At 65.3% G+C, this 21,940-nt stretch carries 16 protein-coding genes and 1 riboswitch; of the genes, 12 read left to right on the forward strand and 4 right to left on the reverse strand.

Annotation, left to right across the window (positions count from 1 at the left end; genetic code table 11):
* The first annotated feature begins 505 nt into the window (after positions 1 to 505).
* Positions 506 to 1,021, forward strand: a complete 516-nt coding sequence (locus AC0L3A_RS36490) for a L,D-transpeptidase (RefSeq protein ID WP_007598677.1) — start codon at positions 506 to 508, stop codon at positions 1,019 to 1,021.
* 55 nt (positions 1,022 to 1,076) lie between these two features.
* On the opposite strand, the gene AC0L3A_RS36495 is transcribed toward AC0L3A_RS36490, so the two are convergent.
* Positions 1,077 to 1,670: a thermonuclease family protein gene (locus tag AC0L3A_RS36495; RefSeq protein WP_007598675.1), complete on the reverse strand. Its 594-nt coding sequence runs from the start codon at positions 1,668 to 1,670 to the stop codon at positions 1,077 to 1,079.
* Between the two features lie 252 nt (positions 1,671 to 1,922).
* Between AC0L3A_RS36495 and AC0L3A_RS36500 the strand changes: the two genes are divergently transcribed.
* The 4 genes from AC0L3A_RS36500 (at position 1,923) to cysC (ending at position 9,431) form a co-directional block, all read left to right on the forward strand.
* Positions 1,923 to 3,953, forward strand: coding sequence for a methyl-accepting chemotaxis protein (locus AC0L3A_RS36500; RefSeq protein ID WP_007598674.1), 2,031 nt, complete (start codon positions 1,923 to 1,925; stop codon positions 3,951 to 3,953).
* 140 nt (positions 3,954 to 4,093) lie between these two features.
* Entirely contained in the window at positions 4,094 to 6,565 is a 2,472-nt protein-coding gene (locus AC0L3A_RS36505; RefSeq protein ID WP_473256199.1) for an FAD/NAD(P)-binding protein, read from the forward strand.
* Entirely contained in the window at positions 6,562 to 7,533 is a 972-nt protein-coding gene (gene cysD / locus AC0L3A_RS36510; protein WP_354127094.1) for a sulfate adenylyltransferase subunit CysD, read from the forward strand. Before AC0L3A_RS36505 ends, cysD begins: the two co-directional genes overlap by 4 nt.
* Positions 7,533 to 9,431, forward strand: a complete 1,899-nt coding sequence (gene cysC / locus AC0L3A_RS36515; RefSeq protein WP_354127093.1) for an adenylyl-sulfate kinase — start codon at positions 7,533 to 7,535, stop codon at positions 9,429 to 9,431. The genes cysD and cysC overlap by 1 nt, the downstream gene beginning before the upstream one ends.
* A gap of 49 nt (positions 9,432 to 9,480) precedes the next feature.
* Here cysC and AC0L3A_RS36520 read toward each other — a convergent pair whose 3' ends face one another.
* The gene (locus AC0L3A_RS36520) at positions 9,481 to 9,690 is read right to left on the reverse strand and encodes a DUF1674 domain-containing protein (protein ID WP_088941367.1); all 210 of its coding nucleotides are present in this window, start codon (positions 9,688 to 9,690) and stop codon (positions 9,481 to 9,483) included.
* A gap of 187 nt (positions 9,691 to 9,877) precedes the next feature.
* Here AC0L3A_RS36520 and AC0L3A_RS36525 point away from each other — a divergent pair, with 187 nt between their 5' ends.
* From AC0L3A_RS36525 to purH, 3 genes are all read left to right on the forward strand, one after another.
* Complete coding sequence (locus AC0L3A_RS36525) at positions 9,878 to 11,224, forward strand: RsmB/NOP family class I SAM-dependent RNA methyltransferase (protein WP_473256200.1); 1,347 nt, start codon at positions 9,878 to 9,880, stop codon at positions 11,222 to 11,224.
* Between the two features lie 155 nt (positions 11,225 to 11,379).
* Positions 11,380 to 13,098 (forward strand): heparinase II/III family protein, encoded by a 1,719-nt coding sequence (locus tag AC0L3A_RS36530; RefSeq protein ID WP_007598671.1) that lies wholly within the window; start codon positions 11,380 to 11,382, stop codon positions 13,096 to 13,098.
* A gap of 59 nt (positions 13,099 to 13,157) precedes the next feature.
* A riboswitch (ZMP/ZTP riboswitch) is annotated at positions 13,158 to 13,239 on the forward strand.
* Between the two features lie 25 nt (positions 13,240 to 13,264).
* Entirely contained in the window at positions 13,265 to 14,857 is a 1,593-nt protein-coding gene (gene purH / locus AC0L3A_RS36535) for a bifunctional phosphoribosylaminoimidazolecarboxamide formyltransferase/IMP cyclohydrolase (protein WP_007598670.1), read from the forward strand.
* 100 nt (positions 14,858 to 14,957) lie between these two features.
* Here purH and AC0L3A_RS36540 read toward each other — a convergent pair whose 3' ends face one another.
* The gene (locus AC0L3A_RS36540) at positions 14,958 to 16,343 is read right to left on the reverse strand and encodes an MFS transporter (RefSeq protein WP_007598669.1); all 1,386 of its coding nucleotides are present in this window, start codon (positions 16,341 to 16,343) and stop codon (positions 14,958 to 14,960) included.
* Between the two features lie 99 nt (positions 16,344 to 16,442).
* Here AC0L3A_RS36540 and ggt point away from each other — a divergent pair, with 99 nt between their 5' ends.
* Together ggt and AC0L3A_RS36550 are read left to right on the forward strand one after the other, a co-directional pair.
* Positions 16,443 to 18,194, forward strand: coding sequence for a gamma-glutamyltransferase (gene ggt / locus AC0L3A_RS36545; RefSeq protein WP_473256201.1), 1,752 nt, complete (start codon positions 16,443 to 16,445; stop codon positions 18,192 to 18,194).
* 111 nt (positions 18,195 to 18,305) lie between these two features.
* Positions 18,306 to 19,601 carry an MFS transporter gene (locus tag AC0L3A_RS36550; protein ID WP_473256202.1) on the forward strand — a complete coding sequence of 432 codons (1,296 nt, stop codon included), beginning with the start codon at positions 18,306 to 18,308 and terminating at the stop codon, positions 19,599 to 19,601.
* Between the two features lie 10 nt (positions 19,602 to 19,611).
* Here the strand turns inward: AC0L3A_RS36550 and AC0L3A_RS36555 are convergent, their stop codons facing one another.
* Positions 19,612 to 20,277: a glutathione S-transferase family protein gene (locus tag AC0L3A_RS36555; protein WP_007598666.1), complete on the reverse strand. Its 666-nt coding sequence runs from the start codon at positions 20,275 to 20,277 to the stop codon at positions 19,612 to 19,614.
* A 150-nt stretch (positions 20,278 to 20,427) separates the two neighbouring features.
* On the opposite strand from AC0L3A_RS36555, the gene AC0L3A_RS36560 reads away from it, so the two are divergent.
* Positions 20,428 to 21,024: a DUF2239 family protein gene (locus tag AC0L3A_RS36560; protein ID WP_219681877.1), complete on the forward strand. Its 597-nt coding sequence runs from the start codon at positions 20,428 to 20,430 to the stop codon at positions 21,022 to 21,024.
* A 141-nt stretch (positions 21,025 to 21,165) separates the two neighbouring features.
* The gene (locus AC0L3A_RS36565) at positions 21,166 to 21,780 is read left to right on the forward strand and encodes a 2-hydroxychromene-2-carboxylate isomerase (RefSeq protein ID WP_007598664.1); all 615 of its coding nucleotides are present in this window, start codon (positions 21,166 to 21,168) and stop codon (positions 21,778 to 21,780) included.
* Positions 21,781 to 21,940: the final 160 nt, after the last annotated feature.

Consider the following 21,940-nt stretch of genomic DNA (forward strand, 5'->3'; position numbering starts at 1 on the left):
CCCGGCGTGGTCGACGACCTCGTCAAGAACCGGCAGAACAAGAAGTCGGCGTAAAGGCGGTCTCGTGCCCCGGACGCAGCGCAGCGCTCGTTAGCGGTGCGCTGCAGAGCCGGGGCCCATGCAACAGCAGACTCTGAGGCTTTCTGGGTCCCGGCCTTCCGTCGCACCGCTTCGCGCTTCGCCGCGTCCGGGACACGAGACCCATCCCCGCGTTAGCGCTCCCCCGAACAACGGTCGTTCACCTCCTCACGCACTTGTCAGGCCGCGCCCCGGCGGCCGGGCATCTTTCCCGCCGAGTGTTGTTTTCAGGTCATTTACTTTGTTTCGAACATTTCCTTTGTTCCCCCTGCTGGCTGGCCCTTGGCGGCCGTGCGTGGAAACCATCCGGTTAACAAGCGCGGTTAAGAATGTCCCCTGACAAGGACTTGCAACAAGGACTTGGCGAGCCAGCGATTGCCGGTTTTGCGTAATTTTGGACGGTCCGTTCGGGGCAGGGGGAAAATCGATGTCGATGAGGATTGCTGTGGCGCTGGCCGCCACCGTCGGGGCTGGGGTCTTGATGTCGACGGCGGCGCAGGCGCGGCCGGAAATGGTGGGGACGCACCTGGCCGACTATTCGCCGGGCACCATCGTGGTCAAAACCAACGAGCGTCGGCTCTATCTCGTCCTCGATAACGGCCACGCCGTGCGCTACCCGGTCGGCGTCGGCAAGTCCGGCAAGCAGTGGGCCGGCACCACCCGCATCGACGGCAAGTACCGCAATCCGGCCTGGTCGCCGCCTGCCGAAGTGAAGCGCGACAAGCCGAGCATCCCGGACGTTATCCCGGGCGGCTCACCGCGCAATCCGATGGGCGTCGCGGCGATGACGCTGTCCGGTGGTGAATATGCCATTCACGGTACCAACGTGCCGGGCTCGATCGGCGGCTTCGTCTCCTATGGCTGCATCCGCATGCTCAACGACGACATCACCGATCTCTACAGCCGCGTCTCGGTCGGCACCACGGTGGTCGTGACGCGCTGATCGCCGGCATCGGGGTGAGACGGCAAGAGCCGCGTCTTTCGACGCGGCTTTTTTGTCACCAGAAGCGCCAACTCCGCGCGCACCAGCCGTCGCGATGGCCGCCATTGTAGCTCCGCGCGTAGCCGCCGGCGAGCAACGCCGCCGAGACATTGGCCGTACGTTTCGTCGCGACGTCAGCGAGAACGCGTCCGTATTTGTCAGGTCCGAGATTGGTAATCGTCACGCCACCTTGCCCGAGCAGATCGCGCAATGCGCGGGCCGCGGCTTCGGCCTTGTCCAGTTCCTCCTGGCAGGAGGCTTTCATCTCGGGTGCATCGATGCCGCGCAGGCGAACGCGCGCGACGAGGTCGCGGCCACCCTGCTGATGCACGCGCGCGAGAAAGGTGTCGCCGTCGATGGTGCGGATGACGTCGACGGGCTGGCGAGCATCGGCATTGCCAGATTGCTCGAGGATGATCTCGGCTTCCTGCGACCGGCCGTCGGCGCCATGCGGAACGGGCCAGTTCGGCCCATGCCGGAAGGTGAGCACGATCGCCACCACGACGCCGACCACGAACATCCACGGCAACAGCCCCGAGAAACGGCGACCGAAAGGCGAGCCGCCGAACTGCGGCCGATAGGCATTGGGACGATCCTGGAAACGCATCATTGCAGGCTAGGGCTGAGTCGGGGAAGCCGGCAAGGCACCTTCAAGACACCATCGGATGCCGACTTGGTGGTCCGTCGCCTGATCGTGGTCGCGGAAGTCCGGAACGTTGCTCCGTAGAATCGCACCTATGCGCGCCACGCTGTTCCGAGCACTCTCCAATCGATACCTCCTGTAGTTGTACGGAGTTTGATCTTCAGCCGTTGTTTAGTATTAAGGCCGAGTACTCGGTATGCGTGTGGGGGAGCGGTAAGCATGGCATCGTTCAAGTTTCGCATCGGTACAAAGCTCGGATTGACCGCGAGCGCGGGGGTCCTTCTCGTCGGTGGCATGCTTGCCAACCAGCTCGTCCGCAACGAGCAGATCGCGGATCTGAGCCGGCTGGTGGTCATCAACACCGCCAACAAGGCCAATGCCCAAGGGGCCGAGCTCGCAGTGACCCGGGCACGCCTCGCCATAGCGGAAATCGGATCCGCATCCTCAGCCGAGGGTCTCGGCAAACATCTCGAAACGTTGCGCGGCTCCATCGCCGCTGCCACAACCGAAATGGACGCCGCATTAGAGCGGTCCAGGCGCGCCGAAGCCAAAGAGCTCTGCCGCGAGGTCAAGATCCTGCTCGAGGCCTCTCTGAAGGCCGGCAACGATCTTGGCGAGGCACGTCGCACCGCCGTCACCGAATTCGCCGCAGCAAACCAGATCGAAGAGGCCTGGAACAAGGCTATCGAGAAACTGCTGGCGTCGTCCGCACTCGTCGCATCGCAGAACCACCTCAACGTCGAGGTCGCGTTGCGCGAAGCCGACGCCTTGTTCAAGGCGGTCAGCGCGGCCGATTGGCATTTCACGGCGACCGGCGACGTCGCGCAGAAGGACCATATCGCCGGACGGGCCGACGCCATGATCCGCGTTCTCAAGCAGGTTCGTCAGTCCGCCGGCGACAAGGATATCGCTGATGGAATCGACGCGCTCGCCGGGCTCGCGGGGCGCTACAAGGCGGCAACCGGCACAGTCATGAAGGCGGAGGAAGCGAAGAGGCGCATTTTCGACGAGCGGGTGCTTCCGGCCGCCAGGGAAATCACGACGCGTGTCGACAAGCTGGTCGCCGCCAACAATGAGTTTATGGCTCTGCGGCAGACCCAGCTCGTCACCGCGCTGGAGCAGGCCACCCAAGTCAGCCTGATCGTCGGCGTCCTCGTGATCCTGGTCCTGGCCGGCTCGGCGCTATTTTCGGTGCTGAGCATCGCCCGGCCCATCCGCCGCATCGGCGACGTGCTGCTGCAGCTCGCCGGAGGCAACAAGGCCGTCGAGATTCCCTACACCTCCCGCGGCGACGAAGTCGGCGACAATGCCCGTGCGGCAAGCACGTTCAAGGACAATCTGATCCGCATCGAGCAGATGGAGGCCGAGCAGAAGGATCAGGAGGCCGCAGCGACCGCCCGACGCAAGAACGAGATGATCAAGCTCGCCGACGCATTCGAAGCCGCGGTCGGCGGCATCGTGAACTCGGTTTCAACCGCTTCGCAACAACTCGAATCCGCCGCCGGCACGCTGTCGGGAACGGCCGAAGAGACCGAGCAGCTTTCCGGAATGGTGGCCGCCGCTTCAGAGGAAGCATCCGCCAACGTCGGAGCCGTAGCATCCGCTGCCGAGGAAATGAGCGCATCGGTCGTCGAGATTGGCCGTCAGGTCCATGATTCCAGCCGCATCGCCGGCGAGGCGGTGCAGCAGGCCGAGCGCACCGACGCCCGGATCAATGAATTGCTCAAGGCCGCAGGCCGGATCGGCGACGTCGTCAAATTGATCACTGCGATTGCGGAGCAGACCAACCTTCTGGCGCTCAATGCGACCATCGAGGCCGCACGCGCCGGCGAGTCCGGCCGTGGGTTTGCCGTGGTGGCCAGCGAGGTCAAGGCACTCGCGGCCCAGACCGCGCGTGCCACCGACGAGATCGGCGCACAGATTGCCGGCATGCAGACCGCGACGCAAGATTCCGTCGGCGCCATCAAGGAGATCGGTACGACCATCTCCAAGATTTCGGACATCTCGACCACCATTGCTGCCACCATCGAGGAGCAGGGGGCTGCAACCGCCGAGATCGCACGCAACGTCAGCGAAGCCGCCAAGGGAACGGTCGAGGTCGCTGACAAGATCGCCCAGGTCAGTCACGGCGCCAGCGCCACCGGTTCGGCGTCGACGCAGGTGCTCGCATCCGCGCGCTCGCTCTCGACCGAGAGCGGTCGCCTCAAGGACGAGGTCGCAAAGTTCCTTGACACGGTGCGGGCCGCCTGAGGCGCCGCAAATCATGCGGCCGACCTGAGGCCGGCCGCACGCCACTTTCCGACCCGTCCATCAATCAACGGCTTTGGGAGGCCCCCACGCCGAGCCCCCGCTCGCGCCTGGGTCAAACATGGCAAATGGGGGATTGAGCGATGATCATCAGCATTGTCGGCGGCGGCGCAACCGGCATCACGATCCTGCGTCATCTGGCGGAGCTCGCCACATCGGGACGAGACCACCACGCGATCAGCGGAATTCAGCTCTTCGATAAATCCGGCTTCGATGGTGGGACGGCCTATCGCACGCAGAGCGATCGCCACCTGCTCAACATGAAGGCGTCGACGATGTCGATCCGTCCGGGCGATCCGGAGGAGTTTCTGCGCTGGCTTCGGGTCCGCGGTCTCAGCTGCCACGGCAACAAGCATCTGCCGCGGATGGTCTACAGGGACTATCTCGACGCAGTGCGACTGGCCGCGATCGCTCAATGCCGCAGCGCCGGTCTGTCCGTCCATGTCGAAGATGCCGAAATCGTCCGCATGCGGCTCTCGCCGGATCGCGATGTCTTGCTGACGACCGACCGCAACATCACGCATATCTCGTCTTTGCTGGTCCTCTGCACCGGTCACAACGCGCCCGACGATCACTACGGTCTCACAGGAATCCCGAACTATCTCCGCGATCCCTATGCGCAATTCACCTTCGCGGATCGCGACGGCTTCGAGATCGGTATCCTCGGAAGCGGGCTCAGCGCGGTCGACACTGCAACGGCGCTGGCCAAGACCCACCAAGCCGTCAGGATGACTTGCCTCTCCAGAAGCGGCCTGTTTCCCACGGTGCAGCCGGCGACTGTTCCCGCAACCACGAACGACTTCCGCGACGCGCTGCATCGCTATGTGACCAGCCGTGAGCGGATCGAGGCCGACGGCTTTGCCGCCCGTCTGTCCGAACTGCTGCTGGAGACCACCGGGATTCGCTGCGATCTGTCATGCCGGAACGTCGATGGCGACGCACTGAGCGATCTCGAGCGCAACATCTTGCGAGCTGAAACCGGCGATCTCAACGTCCACTCCTATCTCGTCAGCGTCATCGACGTGATGTGCGACGCCTGGAGCCGGATGAGCGATGCCGAGAAGATGCGTTTCATGGACCTCTATAATTCCGGCTGGCTTCGCAACCGTTCGGCGATGCCGCTGGAGAACGCGATCCGTATCCGCGACCTGATGCGGTCGGGCAGGCTCTCGGCGCGCGCCCGGCTACGCAGGGTGACCGCCATTGACGGCCGATTTCGCGCGATCCTGGGCGAGGGCGATCATCACGACGTCGATTGCGTCATCGACGCGACAGGACCGTCCTACCGGCCGGATGCCAGCCCGCTCTATCAGGACATGCAGCGACAGGGGCTCATCGCCTTCGACGCGCTCGGCGGGATTCGCTGCGGCTACGACGACAGTCGTGTCCACGACCGCCACGGCACACCTCATCCGAACATCTATGCGGTCGGTGGCCCCACCAAGGGTACACACTTCTACGCCGCAGCTGTCGACGTCAACATGCGCCGCGCACAGATCGTGGTCGATTCGATCCTCAACCCGAAAGGTCCGAAGATGAGCACCATCACGACGTCAGTCGAAGAAACCGACCGCCTTGCCGATCTGGTCCGCCGCGACGATCCTTCGCTCGATACCATGGTGCTCGCGCCGGACAGCAAGTATCAGACGCGGCCCGCCGCGCTGGACGAATTGATGTGGGAGGTGAGGGACTGCCTTGGCGAGGCGTTCCGGCACTGGGCTCCGGAGGACTTCCCGACGCTCTACTGCGCGTGGGGCCGCTGCCGCGTAGGTTCGACAGCGCTCACCAACCTCTTCGGCGTCGCCGGGATGCCCTCCTATTTCCAGCCGGTGAAGGCAATCCTGCGCCATCGTCTCGTCGGAAACGCGGGGGAGCCCTGGGCCGTGCCGGTCGCGGCGGAGCAGCCGCACGTCTTCAGCAAGGAAATGGCGGGCCCCTATGTATTGGCCGAAAGCCTGTTCCTGCCGCTGCTGCCATTGATCGAGGCCGGCTGGCCGGCAGACAAGCTCCACATGATCATGCTCGACCGCGATCCCGCCAGCTCACTCGCATCGTGGCTGGAGAAATGGTCGGACCGCGTTCCGGAGGACCGGCTGATCCAGAACTACGTCATCTCCACGCTGAACGCCCTTCGCGTCGAAAGCTACGCAAGGCGGCAGGGTGTGGCCGTCACCCGCTACGTCTATGAAGCCAGCAAGGACGCGACCGGCTCGGTGCGAAAGCTGTTCGACCGGCTCGGCCTCGGCGCCCGCTTCACCGAGAGCGCCGTCACCGATTGGCGGGAGCGCGGGCAGATCGAATCGAAGGGTTCGGGCGTCACCTTCCTCAGCGAGCCCAAGGTCTACACCGTCGTCGGCCTTCATGGATCGGACACCGCCTACCGCTATCGCGGCCGCAAGACGGCGTCGCTGAGCGATGCCCAGCTGGCGGTCATCGAACGCTACGACATCAACGGCATCTACCGCGCCTCGGTCGCGGCCTGCGTCGATGACCTCTCACTGGACGCCGACACTGCGATGCGCCTGTTCGGCGACCGCCTGGGCACGGCCGCATGACCGCTCAGATCGATTCCGCGATAGAGGCGCCAGTGCGCGGCGCCTCCGATCAACCCGCGGCGCGCCACAGCGTTACCAGTCATCTCCAGCGCCTGGAGGCGGAAAGCATCCACATTCTGCGGGAGACCGTGGCCGAATTCCGCAAGCCTGTGATGCTGTATTCCATCGGCAAGGACTCCTCCGTGCTGCTGCATCTGGCGATGAAGGCATTTCATCCCGGCAAGCCGCCCTTTCCGCTGCTGCACGTCGACACGACCTGGAAGTTCCGCGAGATGATCGCGTTTCGCGACCAGCGCGCACGCGAACTCGGCCTCGATCTGATCGTCCATACCAATGACGACGGATTGAACCAGGGCATCGATCCCTTCACCCACGGCTCGGCCCGTTACACCGACGTCATGAAGACGCAGGCATTGCGGCAGGCGCTCGACCTCCACGGCTTCGACGCCGCGATCGGAGGCGCGCGACGCGACGAGGAGAAGTCGCGCGCCAAGGAGCGCGTGTTCTCGCACCGGAGCGCGGCGCATCGCTGGGATCCGAAGAACCAGCGGCCGGAGCTGTGGAGCCTGTACAACACGATGCTCGCGCCCGGCGAGAGCATGCGGGTGTTTCCGCTGTCGAACTGGACCGAGCTCGACGTCTGGGATTACATCCTGCTCGAGGACATCCCGATCGTTCCCCTCTATCTGGCAGCTCGGCGCCCGGTGGTCGAGCGCGACGGCGCGCTGATCATGGTGGACGATCAACGGATGCCGCTGCTTGCAGGCGAAGAGCCGCGGTGGCGCTCCGTCAGGTTTCGCACCCTTGGCTGCTATCCCCTCAGCGGCGCGACGATCTCGACGGCGGCAACTCTGCCCGAGATCGTACGGGAGATGATGGCATCACGCACCTCGGAACGGCAGGGACGCATGATCGACCGGGACAGTCCCGCATCGATGGAGCGCAAGAAAGCGGAGGGCTACTTCTGATGTCCTATCACGAGGCCCCCACGATCGCCGCAACCGACGTGCCGCGGCTCGAACAGGACGACGATCGTCCGACGCTGCGTTTCGTCACCTGCGGCAGCGTCGACGACGGCAAGAGCACGCTGGTCGGCCGCCTGCTCTACGATTCGAAGACGCTCCTCGACGACCAGCTCGACGCGCTCGCCTCGGAAAGCAAAACGTCCGGCACCACCGGCGGCGATCTCGATTTCGCTCTGCTGGTCGACGGTTTGCAGGCCGAGCGCGAGCAGGGCATCACGATCGACGTCGCCTACCGGTTCTTCGCCACCAAACTGCGGCGCTTCATCGTCGCCGACACGCCCGGGCATGCGCAGTATACGCGCAACATGGCGACCGGCGCCTCCAACGCCGATCTCGCCGTGGTGCTGGTCGACGCCCGCAAGGGCGTGATCACGCAGACACGGCGCCACAGCCACATCCTGTCGCTGCTCGGCATCCGCCACGTCGTGCTCGCCGTGAACAAGATGGATCTGATCGGCTTCGACGGGGACTGCTTCGCGGCCATCACCGCCGAATATCTGACCATGGCCGGTCAACTCGGGATCTCCCAGGTCCAGTGCATCCCGGTCGTTGCGCCCGACGGCGACAACATCGTCGCCGCGAGCGCGCGGATGCCCTGGTACGCCGGGCCGACCGTCACGGCCTATCTGGAATCGGTGGACGTTGCCGGCGACGTCTCGCAGCGGCCGTTCCGGCTGCCGGTGCAATGGGTCAACCGGCCTCATGCGGAGTTTCGCGGCTTCTGCGGGCGAATCGCCAGCGGTACGATCGCGACCGACGAGAGCATCGCCGTGCAGCCCTCGGGCCGTCGCACGAAAGTCGCGCGCATTCTCACACCCGGCGGCGAGCGCGACCGGGCTGTGGCGGGCGATTCGGTGACGCTGACTTTGGCGGACGAGATCGACGTCAGCCGCGGCGACGTGCTGACGGCAGGACCCACGCCCCTGATCTCGGATCAACTGGCCGCCCATCTCGTGTGGTTCGACGACGAGGCCATGGTCGCGGGCCGGCGCTATTTGCTCAAATGCGGCACGGCCTCGACCGGCGCGGTGATCACGACGCTCAAGCACCGTGTCGCCATCGACACCATGGCGCTGGAGAGCGCCGCCACGCTCGATGCCAACCAGATCGGCTACGTCCATTTCAGCCTCGACCGTCCGCTGGTGTTCGAGGCCTATCGCGACGACCGCGACATGGGCAGCTTCATTCTCGTCGATCCGATCAGTCACCGCACGGCTGCCGCGGGGATGATCGACCTGTCGCTGCGGGCGGCCACCAATATTCATTGGCAGCACCTTGCGGTGGATAAATCCGTGCGGTCACGGCTGAAGCAGCAGCGGCCCTGCGTGCTCTGGTTCACCGGCCTCAGCGGTGCCGGCAAATCGACGATCGCCGATCTCGTCGACCGCAGGCTTGCCGAACTCGGACGCCACGCCGCGCTGCTCGACGGCGACAATCTGCGCCACGGCATCAATCGCGACCTCGGCTTCTCCAGTGCGGAGAGGATGGAGAACGTCCGGCGCGTCGCGGAGATCGCAGCGCTGTTCGTCGATGCCGGCATGGTCGCGCTGGTCGCGCTGATCTCACCCTTCCGCAGCGAGCGCGAGCTGGCCCGCCAGCGGGTCGAGGCAGGCGAGTTCATCGAGATCCATGTCGCGACCCCGCTCGCCGAATGCGAGCGCCGCGATCCGAAGGGACTCTATCGCAAGGCACGGGCAGGGGAGCTGAAGGGTTTCACCGGCATCGATGATCCCTACGAGGCACCGCAGGCGCCGGAGATCACCATCGACACCTCGGAACTGTCAACCGAGGCGGCCTGCGAACGCATCATCCGCTATCTCCGGGAGCATGATTATCTGTAGCGGCCGGGACCGGTCTTGCCCGGCATCATCCGGGCGGCCGGCACAGAGCTCAGAAGTCGGAAGCGATGCCCTTGCGCTCCCAATCGCCATAGCGGGTCGGTTCGGGTCCTTTTGGCCCCTGCAACTCCTTTGGCGTCGCCTGGCCGTCGTTTTTGGCTCGGACTGCCGCAGCCTGCCGGCGCGCTTCGGCCTCGGCCAGCGCACGCTGGGCGGCCGGTGTGAGCTGCTTGCGGTCGGAAACGGGAGGCTGGTCACTCATCGTCGGCTTTCTAGCGCGGGACGGCCCGCGACGCGACGCCCAATAACGCATTCCTGAAATGGCTCCGAAAGGGCTGAAAAACCCGGAAGCGATTCTTACATTTGGCATATTCGCGTGCCAGAGATCGCCTTCTCAAGGCATGCGCCCATTACGGCGAACTGCCGCTCGCTCAGAACCTTGTTTCCGCATGCCTTCTCAACGTTTCGCTCCTCCATCCGAAGTGCCCGGTCTCGCGGCGCGGCGGATTGCCGCCGACATCGTCGACGGCGTGCTGCAAAAGCACCGCACGCTTGACGAGCAGCTCGACGGCAGCGGCGCCCATCCCGGACTGAAGACGCTCCCCGATCGCGACCGCGCGCTGATGCGCCGCCTGGTCGCCACCGTGCTGCGCCGGCTCGGCACGCTCGGCCATGTGCTGTCCCGCTTGCTCGACAAGGGCATTCCCTCCGACGCGCCGCGCGCGCAGAGCGCGCTGTTGATCGGCGCTGCCCAGATCCTTTGGATGGATGTGCCCGATCACGCGGCCGTCGATCTCTCCGTTCGCCTCGTGCAATCCGACCGGCGCGCCGCGCGCTATGCCGGCCTCGTCAACGCCGTGCTGCGCCGCTGCGCCCGCGAGGGCAAGGCGCTGGTGGACGAGGTTGCGGCGCAGTCGCTGGACCTGCCGCCCTGGATGGTCGCGCGCTGGAGCGCGCATTACGGCGAGACGGTCGCAAGGGACATGGCGCTCGCGCTCAGCCACGATCCTTCGCTGGATCTGACCGTGAAGTCGGACGCCGCGCAATGGGCGAGCCGCTTACATGGCGAAGTGCTGCCAACGGGATCGGTGCGTACGGTGCTGCACGGCGCGGTGACCATGCTTCCCGGCTTCGCCGAAGGACAATGGTGGGTGCAGGACGCCGCCGCTGCGCTGCCGGCCCGGCTGTTCGGCAACATCAAGGGCAAATCCATCGCCGATCTCTGCGCCGCTCCCGGCGGCAAGACCGCGCAGCTGGCGCAGGCCGGTGCGCATGTCACGGCCATCGACCGCTCGCCTGCCCGGGTGGCGCGGCTGCGTGAGAATCTGACGCGGTTGTCGCTCCAGGCCGAGACTGTCGTCGCCGACGCCGCGGAATGGGTGGGTCCGGCCGATGGCTTCGACGGCATCCTGATCGATGCGCCCTGCACCTCGACCGGGACGATCCGCCGCCACCCTGATGTCTCCTGGCTCCGTCAGGAATCCGACATCGCAGCAATGACCGTGCTCCAGCGGAGGCTGCTGCAAAACTCGGTCCCGCTGCTCAAGCCCGGCGGGACGCTGGTGTACTGTACCTGCTCGCTGGAACCCGAAGAGGGCGAGCATGCGGTCGCCGCGCTGCTGGCCGCAGAGCCTGGGCTTCGCCGGGTCCCGATCGATGCGTCCGAGGTGTCGGGGCTCAGCGAGATCGTCACCGCCGAGGGCGATTTGCGCACTCTGCCCAGCCATCTGCCGAACGCCGATCCCAAGCTCGGCGGGCTCGACGGATTTTTCGCGGCCCGGCTCGTTAAATCCTGATTTTGCACTGGATTTTGCAACCACGGCGCTGATTCGCGTCGTTCAAGGTGGTGTCGGCCGTCCGATTTTGGGATTAATAAGGATTCGTCGGAATCCTCTCCCCATCAAGGCAAGGCGTGTCGGTCGCTCAACGCAGACGTATCTCGACGCTGGTGATGAACCGCTTCGCGCGGAACATGCTCGCGCGCGCGAGCGGCGGTTCCGTCGCCCTGTCGCGGGTCTGGCCCGGCCGCGCCGACCGGCTGATCATCGCGCCGCATGATCTGCGCACCGCGGATGCGACCCGCGCCGCCGAGATCTATGCCGGCCGCTTCGTCTTCGCCGGCAAGATCGTCAACTGCCACGGTCGATCGATCTTCGATCTCGAGCCGCCCTCGGAGGATTGGGAGGTCGCGCTGCTCGGCTTCGGCTGGCTGCGCCATTTGCGCGCCGCCGACACCGCGCTGACGCGCGCGAATGCGCGCTCGCTGATCGAAGACTGGATCGCCAACCCTGCCAGCAAGCGCCGTCCCGTCGCGCGACGCGCCGACGTGCTGGCGCGGCGCGTGATCTCCCTGCTGTCGCAGGCACCGCTGGTGCTGAACGATACCGACAACAAATTCTACCGCCGTTATCTGCGCGCGCTGGCGCGCGAAATCCGCTTGCTGCGCTACACCATGGTCAACATCCCCGACGGAGTGCCGAAGCTCCAGGTGCTGATCGCGCTGTGCTATGCGGCGCTGTGCCTCGCCAACCAGGCAAGTCACATCCGCAGCACCTCGAAAAAGCTCTCCGATGAATTGCAGCGGCAGATCCTGCCCGACGGCGGGCATGTCTCGCGCAACCCGGGCGCGCTGATCGAGCTGTTGATCGACCTGTTGCCGCTGCGGCAGACCTTTGCCGCGCGCAATATCGCGCCGCCGCCCGCGCTGCTCAACGCGATCGACCGCATGATGCCGATGCTGCGCTTCTTCCGCCACGGCGACGGCAATTTCGCGCTGTTCAACGGCATGAGCGCGACGCCCTCGGACCTGCTCGCGACGCTGCTTGCCTATGACGACACCCACGGCGCGCCGATGTCGAACATGCCGCATACGGGTTTCCAGCGCCTCGATGCCGGCCAGACCACGCTGATTATCGACACTGGCCCGCCGCCGGCAGCCAGCGTCAGCCACGACGCCCATGCCGGCTGCCTGTCGTTCGAACTGTCCTCCGGCATCAGCCGCATCGTCACCAATTGCGGCATGCCGGCCACGGGCCGCGACAATTGGCGGCCGTTCGCACGCGGCACGGCGGCGCATTCGACGCTGACCTACCACGACACCTCGTCATGCCAGTTCGTGGAGATGTCGGCGATGAAGCGGCTCTTGCACGGTGCTCCGGTCACCAGCGGCCCCGTCGAGGTCGAGAGCTATCGCGAAATCGTGCAGAACGGCACGCTGCTGACGACGTCGCATGACGGTTACCTGACAAAATTCGGCGCGATCCACCGCCGCGTGCTGATGATCGCCAATGACGGCGCGCGCATCGACGGCGAGGACACGCTGTCGCCGCCGCAAGGCGGACGATTCAAGGGTCCGGATGCCGATTTCGCGCTGCGATTCCATCTGCACCCGGCGGTGAAGGCGAGCCGGCTGTCCGATGCCCGCGGCGTCATGCTGGTGCTACCGAACCGCGACGTCTGGACCTTCGAGGCGCTCGACGACAAGGTGGAGCTGGAGGACAGCGTATCCCTGGCCGGCAATGACGGCCCGCGCCGCACCGCGCAGATCGTGATCCGCCAGGATGCGCGGCAGGCGCCCTCGATCCGCTGGAGTTTTGTCCGCTCCAGCGCCTCGCCGGCAGTCACGAATGCCCGCAGAAATGCGCGGCGGGAGCCGGAACTTCCGCTGTAGACGCATGTGATTCGGCCCGATCTGAACGTTGTGAAAGCGATCGAAAACTGCTATCGAGCCCTCGCTCGCGCGACTGGCGACCTTGGATGGAGCACCATCGGGAAGCGCGGGACTGAGAAGCCGCGCGCCTGGGCATAGACACTCCTTCAGACAGAGGATCTTGCTCATGACTGACCATCCCCGCCGCGTCACCCGCGCCCTTCTCTCCGTTTCCGACAAGACCGGCCTGATCGACTTCGCAAAGGCGCTTGCCGCGCACGATGTCGAACTGATCTCGACCGGCGGCACCGCAAAGGCGATCGCCGCGGCCGGCCTTGAGGTGAAGGACGTCTCCGAGCTGACCGGCTTCCCCGAGATGATGGATGGCCGCGTCAAGACGCTGCATCCGAAGGTGCATGGCGGCCTGCTCGCGATCCGCGACAACAAGGACCATGCGGATGCGATGACGGCGCATGGCATCGCGCCGATCGATCTCCTCGTCGTCAATCTCTATCCGTTCGAGGCGACCGTCGACAAAGGCGCGGGCTTCGAGGATTGCATCGAGAACATCGATATCGGCGGCCCCGCGATGATCCGCGCCGCCGCGAAGAACCATGACGACGTCGCCGTCGTGGTCGAGGCGCAGGACTACCAGGCCGTTCTCGACGAGCTCGCCGCCAACAAAGGCGCAACCACGCTGAAGTTGCGCCGGCGCCTTGCTGCCAAGGCGTACGCGCGCACTGCTGCATATGACGCCGCGATCTCGAACTGGTTCAACCGCCAGCTCGAGATCGACGCGCCCGATTTCCGTGCCTTCGGCGGCCGGCTGATCCAGTCGCTGCGTTATGGCGAGAATCCGCACCAGACCGCGGCGTTCTATGCGACCCCCGACAAGCGGCCGGGCGTCTCGACCGCGCGGCAGCTCCAGGGCAAGGAGCTCTCGTACAACAACATCAACGACACCGATGCGGCCTATGAATGCATCGGCGAGTTCGACGCCAAGCGCACCGCGGCCTGCGTCATCGTCAAGCATGCCAATCCCTGCGGCGTCGCGGAGGGCTCCGACCTCGTCAGCGCCTACCGCAAGGCGCTGGCCTGCGATTCCACCTCGGCCTTCGGCGGCATCATCGCGATGAACCGCGCACTCGATGCCGACACCGCGCGCGAGATCACGAAAATCTTCACCGAGGTGATCATCGCGCCCGACGCAAGCGAGGAAGCGATCGCCATCATCGGCGCGCGCAAGAACCTTCGGCTTCTGCTCGCCGGCAGCCTGCCCGATCCGCGCGCGTCCGGCCTCACCGCCAAGACGGTGGCGGGCGGTCTCCTCGTGCAGAGTCGCGACAACGCCGTGGTCGACGACATGACCTTCAAGGTTGTCACGAAGCGCGCGCCCACTGATGCCGAGATGCGCGACCTGAAGTTTGCGTTTCGGGTGGCGAAGCACGTCAAGTCCAACACCATCATCTACGCCAAGGATCTCGCCACCGTCGGCATCGGTGCCGGCCAGATGAGCCGGGTCGATTCAGCGCGGATCGCGGCACGCAAGGCCCAGGATGCGGCCGCCGAGCTGAAGCTCGCCGAGCCGCTCACCAAGGGCTCGGTGGTGGCGTCGGATGCGTTCTTCCCGTTCGCCGACGGCATGCTGGCCTGCATCGAAGCCGGCGCCACCGCCGTGGTGCAGCCCGGCGGCTCCATGCGCGACGACGAGGTCATCAAGGCTGCCGACGAGCATGGCATCGCCATGGTGTTCACGGGCACGCGCCACTTCAGGCATTGATTGAATGGCGGTAGCCCGGATGGAGCGAAAGCGAAATCCGGGTTCTCGCCTCACGGAGAGACCTTCCCGGATTGCGCTTCGCTCCATCCGGGCTACGAAGCTACTCCCGCACCCGCATCAACAGCGCCAGCCCCGCAACGAAGAACACCACCAGCACGGCCATGCCGGCCTTTTGGCTCGCCGTCACCGCGGTGATCACGCCGATCAGCAGCGGGCCGATGAAGGACGTCACTTTCCCAGTCAGCGCGAACAGACCGAAATACTGCGCGATGCGGTCCTTCGGTGCGAGACGGATCAGGAGCGTGCGTGAGGCGGCTTGCAGCGGACCGCCGGCTGCACCGATCAGGCAGCCCAGCACCAGATAAGCGCGCTCTGACGCAGCGGCGAACAATGCACCGCCGGGCGTGGGCGGCGCGACCTTGATGAAGAAGATCGAATCCTTGTCGACCAGCAGGATCGCCGCCAGCGCCAGCAGCAGGACCAGCATGCTGCCGGCGATCACGCGCTTCGGCCCGAAGCGATCGTCCAGCTTGCCGCCGAACCACGCGCCAAACGCGCCGGCGATCGCGAGCATGATGCCGAAGGTGCCGATCTGGATCGTGTGCCAGCCGAACGTGCCGGCAGCATAGATGCCGCCGAAGGCAAACAGCGACACCAGACCGTCGGTGTAGATCATGTTGGCGAGTAGAAACGCCGCAAGCGATTTCTGCTGCGGCAGACCTTTGATCGATTGCTTCAGCTCCGACAAGCCTTCGTGCAGCGCCTCGCGCACCGGGCGCTTCGCCGGATAGTCCGGCGTGAACAGGAACATCGGCGTCACGAAAATGATGAACCAAAGCCCGGTCAACGGTCCGGCGGCGCGGTCGCCTTGATGGCTGACGGGATCGAGCCCGAACAGAGGCGTGAGCCCGAGCAGCGTGCGACCGGTCTCGGGATTCGCGGCGAGCAGGCCGAGCACGATGATCAGGCTGACGATGCCGCCGACATAGCCCGTCGCCCAGCCGGTGCCGGAAAGCCGGCCGATGCGCTCCGGCGGCACCAGCGTCGGCATCATCGCATTGTTGAAGAGGGTGGCGAATTCCGCGCCGACGCTGGCGAGCGCGACCGCGGTGAGCAGCGGCGGAACGATCGAGGGATCGCCGGGCTTCCCGATCCACAGCGTGCAGGATGCCAGCACCAGCACTGCGCCAAATCCCGCGATCCATGGCTTCCTGCGGCCTGAAGCATCGGCGATAGCCCCCAACACCGGCGACATCAACGCGATCGCGAGGCCCGCGGCAGCCATCGCAAAGCCCCACAGCGATTGCCCGGTGGCGGGATTCGGCGCAATGCCGGTGGCGAAATAGGGCGCGAACACGAAGGTCGTGATCAGCGTGAAATAAGGCTGCGCGGCCCAGTCGAAGAAGATCCAGCTGACGACGGCGCTACGCGGCGGATAGGTCCGCTGCGCGCCCGCGATGCGCGCATCCGGGGCGATCGTCGTCACTCCATAATCCTCATCACGAACAGTTTTGCCTCTGTCTGGGCAAACCGTATAGCATTGCAGCGCTGCATGTGAACTGCCCATGGCCTTTGCGGAAGTTTGATGATGTCGTCTTTTTCGACACGGCGGACATTTTTCGCCTTCCTTGCCACTCTGGCGTTCGGACTTCCGACCGCGACCGCGCAGGATGCGCGGCGGGCCTATGTACCGCCCGCGCTCGACACGGTGCATGCCGTTCCCGCTGAGCACGGCATGGTGGTGGCGCAGGAGAAAATCTCTGCGCTGGTCGGCGCCGACATCCTGCGGCGCGGCGGCAATGCCGTCGACGCCGCGGTCGCGACCGGCTTTGCGATGGCCGTGACCTATCCACGCGCCGGCAATATCGGCGGCGGCGGCTTCATGGTGATTCATTCCACTGAGCGCAACGAAGACATCACGATCGATTATCGCGAGACCGCGCCGGCTGCGACCACGCCCCAGATCTTCCTCGGTGCCGACGGCAAGCCCGATGCGGCGAAGTCGCGGGATTCCGCGCTCGGCGTCGGCGTGCCCGGCACTGTTGCGGGTCTTGCGCTGGCGCTGGAAAAATATGGCTCGGGCCGGTTCACGCTGGCGCAACTGCTCGAGCCCGCAATGGCGCTCGCCCGCGATGGCTTCCTCGTCGGCGACGACATCGCCGACACGCTGCCGGGCTGGCACAAGCGGCTGGTGCGCTGGCCCTCCTCGGCCAGGATCTTCTCGCGGCCCGATGGCACGCCACTCAGTGAAGGCGACCGGCTGGTGCAGAGCGACCTCGCCGAAACGCTGTCGGCTGTCGCCGCACAGGGCCCGCGCGGTTTCTATGAGGGGCCGGTCGCGGAGAAACTCGCCAAGGCCGTGGCCGACGCGGGCGGCATCATGACGCCGGCCGATTTGAAATCCTATCAGGCGGTGATCCGCGCCCCGGTGCGCGGCACCTATCGCGGCTATGACATCGTGTCGATGCCCTTGCCGTCGTCGGGCGGCGTGGTGCTGGTGGAGACGCTTAATATCCTCGAAGGTTTTCAGCTCGCCGATCTTAAACAGGGATCGCCGGCTTCGCTGCATCTGCTGATCGAGGCCATGAAGCGCGGTTATGCGGACCGGGCGCGCTATCTCGGCGATCCCGCCTTCGTCAACGCACCGATCGGGACGCTCACCGCCAAAGATTACGCCGCTAAACTGCGGGCAACCATCTCCGCCGATCGCGCCACGCCGTCGAAACAGCTCGTTTCCACCGCGACCTCACCGCACGAGGGCAGCAACACCACGCATTTTTCCGTCGTCGACGGCAGCGGCAACGCAGTCAGCAACACTTATACGCTGAACTTCAGTTACGGCGTCGGCCTCGTCGCCGACGGCACCGGCGTGCTGCTCAACAACGAGCTTGACGATTTCACAGCGGCGGTTGGCGCTTCCAATGCCTACGGCCTTGTCGGCTACGAGGCCAATTTGCCCGGGCCGGGCAAGCGGCCGCTGTCCTCGATGTCGCCGACCATCGTCCTGAAGGACGGCAAGCCGGTTCTGGTGACGGGCTCGCCCGGCGGCAGCCGCATCATCTCGACCGTGCTCCAGGTGATCGTCAACGTGCTCGATTACAAGATGGACGTGGCGGCCGCCGTGGTCGCACCGCGGCTGCACCACCAATGGCTGCCCGACGAGGTCCGGATCGAGAGCGGCTTTTCCGACAATGTGCTGCTCGAGCTGAAGGCGATGGATCATCTCATCGTCACGCCGATGGGGCAGACATCGGCGAATTCGATTGCGGTGACCGCCAACGGTCCGCTCGGCGCGCCCGATCCGCGTAGCCGGGGTGCGGAAGCAGCGGGGCAGTAACCCTGTCGTTGCATGGCGCGAAGGCCGGCGGCCGGCTTGCGCAGGCCGCCGCGCGTGCTACCACCGCGAGGCCAAAGAGGCCGCAAAAGAAAACACTGTCGGGAAACGCACATGACCACCGTTGATCCGAACCAGCGCATCGAACGCGCCGAGATCGAGGACACCAGCCTTCTTGCTTTCTATCGCGACATGAACGCGCCGGAGCGGCGGACGTTCTGGGCCTGCGCCGCGGGCTGGGCGCTCGACGGCATGGACTTCATGATCTATCCGCTGGTGATCGGCACCATCATCGCGCTATGGAAGGTCGATGCGGGATCGGCCGGCCTCGCCGGCACCGTGACGCTGCTGGCTTCCGCCATCGGCGGCTGGCTCGGCGGCTATCTCTCCGATCATATCGGCCGGGTCAGAACGCTCCAGATCACCATCATCTGGTTCTCGTTCTTCTCGCTGGTCTGCGCGGTCGTGCAGAATTTCGAACAGCTCCTGATCGCACGCGCGGTGCTGGGCCTCGGCTTCGGCGGAGAGTGGGCGGCGGGCGCCGTGCTGATGGGTGAAGCGATCCGGCCGCAATATCGCGGGCGAGCGGTCGGCTCGGTGCAGTCGGGCTGGGCCGTCGGCTGGGGCCTCGCGGTGCTGTCGCAGGCGATCCTGTTCTCGGCTTTGCCGGCGGAGACGGCGTGGCGCTGGATGTTCGTGGTCGGCGCGCTGCCGGCGCTGCTGGTGTTCTACATCCGCCACTCCGTGACCGAGCCGGAGATCGCGGCTGAGGCCCGCGCCAAGCAGGCCGCGAGCGGCAATCGCCCGGCGCTCTGGGAAATCTTCTCCGGTCCAATCCTGAAGACCACGATCCTGGCGTCGCTGATGGCGACAGGCTGCCAGGGCGGCTATTACGCCGTCACCTTCTGGGTGCCGCAGTTCTTGACCAAGGAGCGGCATCTGTCGATCGTCGGCTCGACCGGCTATCTCTCGACGCTGATCATCGGCTCCTTCATTGGCTATCTCACCGGCGCCTGGCTCGCCGACCGGATCGGACGGCGCAATCTCTTTCTGACCTTCTCGATCGGCGCGATGGCGGTGGTGCTGCTTTACACGCAGCTGCCCCTCACCAACGAAATCCTGTGGGTGCTCGGCTTCCCGCTCGGCTTCTTCGCCTCGGGCTATTTCTCCGGCGTCGGCGCGTTCCTGACCGAGCTTTATCCAACGCGACTGCGCGGCTCGGGCCAAGGGTTCTGCTACAATTTCGGCCGCGGCATCGGCGCGCTGTTTCCGTTCCTGGTCGGAGCGCTGTCGGCGACGACGTCGCTTGCGAATGCGATCGCGATGTTCGCGGTGGTGGCTTACGCGCTGTTCTTCATCGCCGCTTTCGCGCTGCCGGAGACGCGCGGGCGCGTGCTGCACGCGGACTGATGAAGGCCAACTATCGTCCGACCTGATACGGCCCGCCCTTTTCGAGGGCGCGACTGTATGCCGGCCGCGCATGAATGCGCTCCAGGAACGCCATCGCCTTGGGATGGCCGAGCTCGAGCCCGCCGCGCGCCTGGGCTGCCTCGAGCGGAAAGCTCATCTGGATGTCGGCGGCGGTGAATTCGTTGCCGGCGAACCACTCGCTCTTGCCGAGCTCGCCTTCCCAATAATCCATGTGCTGCTTGATCTGCGGATTGACCAATGCGGTGAGCGCCTGGTTCGAGACCTTGCGCACCAGCGGGCGGAGCAACGCCGGCGCGCGCTTCGGCATCAGCGTGAACAGCAGCTTGAGCAGCAGCGGCTGCATCGCCGAGCCCTCCGCATAGTGCAGCCAATAGGTGAAGCGCAGCCGCTCGGGCGTGTTCGGCGGCGGGACCAGCCGGCCGTTGCCGTAGGTGGCGATGAGATATTCGATGATCGCGCCGGATTCAGCGATGGTGTTGCCGTTGTCGGTGATGACGGGCGACTTGCCGAGCGGATGGATGGCGCGCAGCTCCTTCGGCGCGCGCATGTCCGGCTGTCGCTGATAGCGCACGATCTCGTAGGGCACGCCCAACTCCTCGAGCAGCCACAGCACGCGCTGCGATCGGGAATTGTTGAGGTGATGAACGGTCAGCATCGCGTGGTCCCCGGGGCTAGGCATGGTCGATCGGCCGCGCGTTCGTGCCAGCCCGGGAACGCAATGTCGAGCCATCCGGTCGGATATTTTAACCCGGGTATATTGACCTTTGTAATTCACCCGGGTATTAAAGTCGCCACCGTGATCAATATGGCAATGATTCCAATGCAGAAGACTTTCACCGCTTTCCAAGGGCATCGCCGTCTGGTCTCCGGGCCGGCAGGAGAGGTCGCGCTGGTCGTCAAGCGGATGGCGGAGCGGCCGGACGAGCCCATCGTCATCTTCGAGGACGCCACGGGCCGAACGATCGACTTCGATCTGCGCGGCGGAGACCGCGAGGTGCTGGCGCGGCTGGCGAAGCTTGTCCCGTCCCCGGTTGAGGAGACGCCATCGCCGAGCGGGCCGCGCGGCCGCGGCCGGCCGAAGCTCGGCGTGGTCGCGCGCGAGGTGACGCTGCTGCCGCGGCACTGGGAGTGGCTCAGCGCGCAAGCAGGCGGCGCTTCGGTCGCGCTGCGGAAACTTGTCGAAGAGGCGCGGCGTGCCAGCGGCGACAAGGATCGCGCGCGGCAGGCGCGCGATGCGGCCTATCACTTCATGTCGACCATGGCCGGCAATCTGCCGCAGTTCGAGGAAGCTTCGCGCGCGCTGTTTGCGGATGACCGGCGGCGTTTCACCGGACTGATCGCAGATTGGCCCGCCGACATCCGCGACCACATCGTCAAGCTCGCCTACAGCGACCGCGCTTGAGCTTGAGGCGTTCGTACGCGCAACTCGCGCCCAACGTGTTCGCGCGCTCACAGTATTATGACCGTCATTAAACGGTGGACCTGTGGTGCGCGCCGCGCCACAATGGATGGCAATCCAGATCAAGAAGCCAGGTCAGGGAGGATGATTTTGACCCGCACAGCCCCGCAATTCCTATTCGATTTCGGCAGCCCGAACGCCTATCTCAGTCATCTCGCGATTCCGGCCATCGAGCAACGCATCGGCGTTAAATTCGAGTACGTGCCGATCCTGCTCGGCGGCATCTTCAAGTCGACCAACAACAAGTCCCCGGCCGAGACGCTTGCCGGCGTCAAGAACAAGCGGGAATTCCAGGCGGTCGAGACCGAGCGCTTCGTCAAGCGCTTCAAGGTGCAGCCCTATGTCTGGAATCCCTTCTTCCCCGTCAACACGCTGAACCTGATGCGCGCGGCGATCGCGGCGCAGCTCGAAGGCGTGTTCGAAACATACGTTGAGGCCGCCTTCCATCACATGTGGCGCGAGCCGAAGAAGATGGACGATCCGGAAATCGCGGCCAAGGCGCTGGCGTCCTCCGGCCTCGACGCGCAAAAGCTGTTCACCCGCGCGGCGGAACCGGAGGTGAAGGGCAGATTGATCAAGAACACCGAGGAGGCTGTTGCACGCGGCGCGTTCGGCTCGCCGACCTTCTTTGTCGGCGACGAGATGTTCTTCGGCAAGGAACAGTTGCGCGAGGTCGAGGAGATGGTCTCGGGGAAGTGATTTTCGTATGATGGACAGATCGAGCCATCATCTCTGATGTCGTCCTGGCGAAAGCCAGGACCCATTACCCCGACTGTATATTGTCGGGCAAGCTGGAGCCCCAGCTCGTCACAGCCACAGCCTTCGGTGGTTATGGGTCCTGGCTTTCGCCAGGACGACA

The sequence above is a fragment of the Bradyrhizobium sp. MI1.3 genome, from assembly GCF_055811695.1.

Excerpts from the sequence above, each read along its gene's own strand:
- AC0L3A_RS36490 (WP_007598677.1), top strand. The coding sequence starts at position 506 with ATGTCGATGAGGATTGCTGTGGCGCTGGCCGCCACCGTCGGGGCTGGG.
- AC0L3A_RS36495 (WP_007598675.1), bottom strand. The coding sequence starts at position 1,670 with ATGATGCGTTTCCAGGATCGTCCCAATGCCTATCGGCCGCAGTTCGGC.
- AC0L3A_RS36500 (WP_007598674.1), top strand. The coding sequence starts at position 1,923 with ATGGCATCGTTCAAGTTTCGCATCGGTACAAAGCTCGGATTGACCGCG.
- AC0L3A_RS36505 (WP_473256199.1), top strand. The coding sequence starts at position 4,094 with ATGATCATCAGCATTGTCGGCGGCGGCGCAACCGGCATCACGATCCTG.
- cysD (WP_354127094.1), top strand. The coding sequence starts at position 6,562 with ATGACCGCTCAGATCGATTCCGCGATAGAGGCGCCAGTGCGCGGCGCC.
- cysC (WP_354127093.1), top strand. The coding sequence starts at position 7,533 with ATGTCCTATCACGAGGCCCCCACGATCGCCGCAACCGACGTGCCGCGG.
- AC0L3A_RS36520 (WP_088941367.1), bottom strand. The coding sequence starts at position 9,690 with ATGAGTGACCAGCCTCCCGTTTCCGACCGCAAGCAGCTCACACCGGCC.
- AC0L3A_RS36525 (WP_473256200.1), top strand. The coding sequence starts at position 9,878 with ATGCCTTCTCAACGTTTCGCTCCTCCATCCGAAGTGCCCGGTCTCGCG.
- AC0L3A_RS36530 (WP_007598671.1), top strand. The coding sequence starts at position 11,380 with ATGAACCGCTTCGCGCGGAACATGCTCGCGCGCGCGAGCGGCGGTTCC.
- purH (WP_007598670.1), top strand. The coding sequence starts at position 13,265 with ATGACTGACCATCCCCGCCGCGTCACCCGCGCCCTTCTCTCCGTTTCC.
- ggt (WP_473256201.1), top strand. The coding sequence starts at position 16,443 with ATGATGTCGTCTTTTTCGACACGGCGGACATTTTTCGCCTTCCTTGCC.
- AC0L3A_RS36550 (WP_473256202.1), top strand. The coding sequence starts at position 18,306 with ATGACCACCGTTGATCCGAACCAGCGCATCGAACGCGCCGAGATCGAG.
- AC0L3A_RS36555 (WP_007598666.1), bottom strand. The coding sequence starts at position 20,277 with ATGCTGACCGTTCATCACCTCAACAATTCCCGATCGCAGCGCGTGCTG.
- AC0L3A_RS36560 (WP_219681877.1), top strand. The coding sequence starts at position 20,428 with ATGGCAATGATTCCAATGCAGAAGACTTTCACCGCTTTCCAAGGGCAT.
- AC0L3A_RS36565 (WP_007598664.1), top strand. The coding sequence starts at position 21,166 with ATGATTTTGACCCGCACAGCCCCGCAATTCCTATTCGATTTCGGCAGC.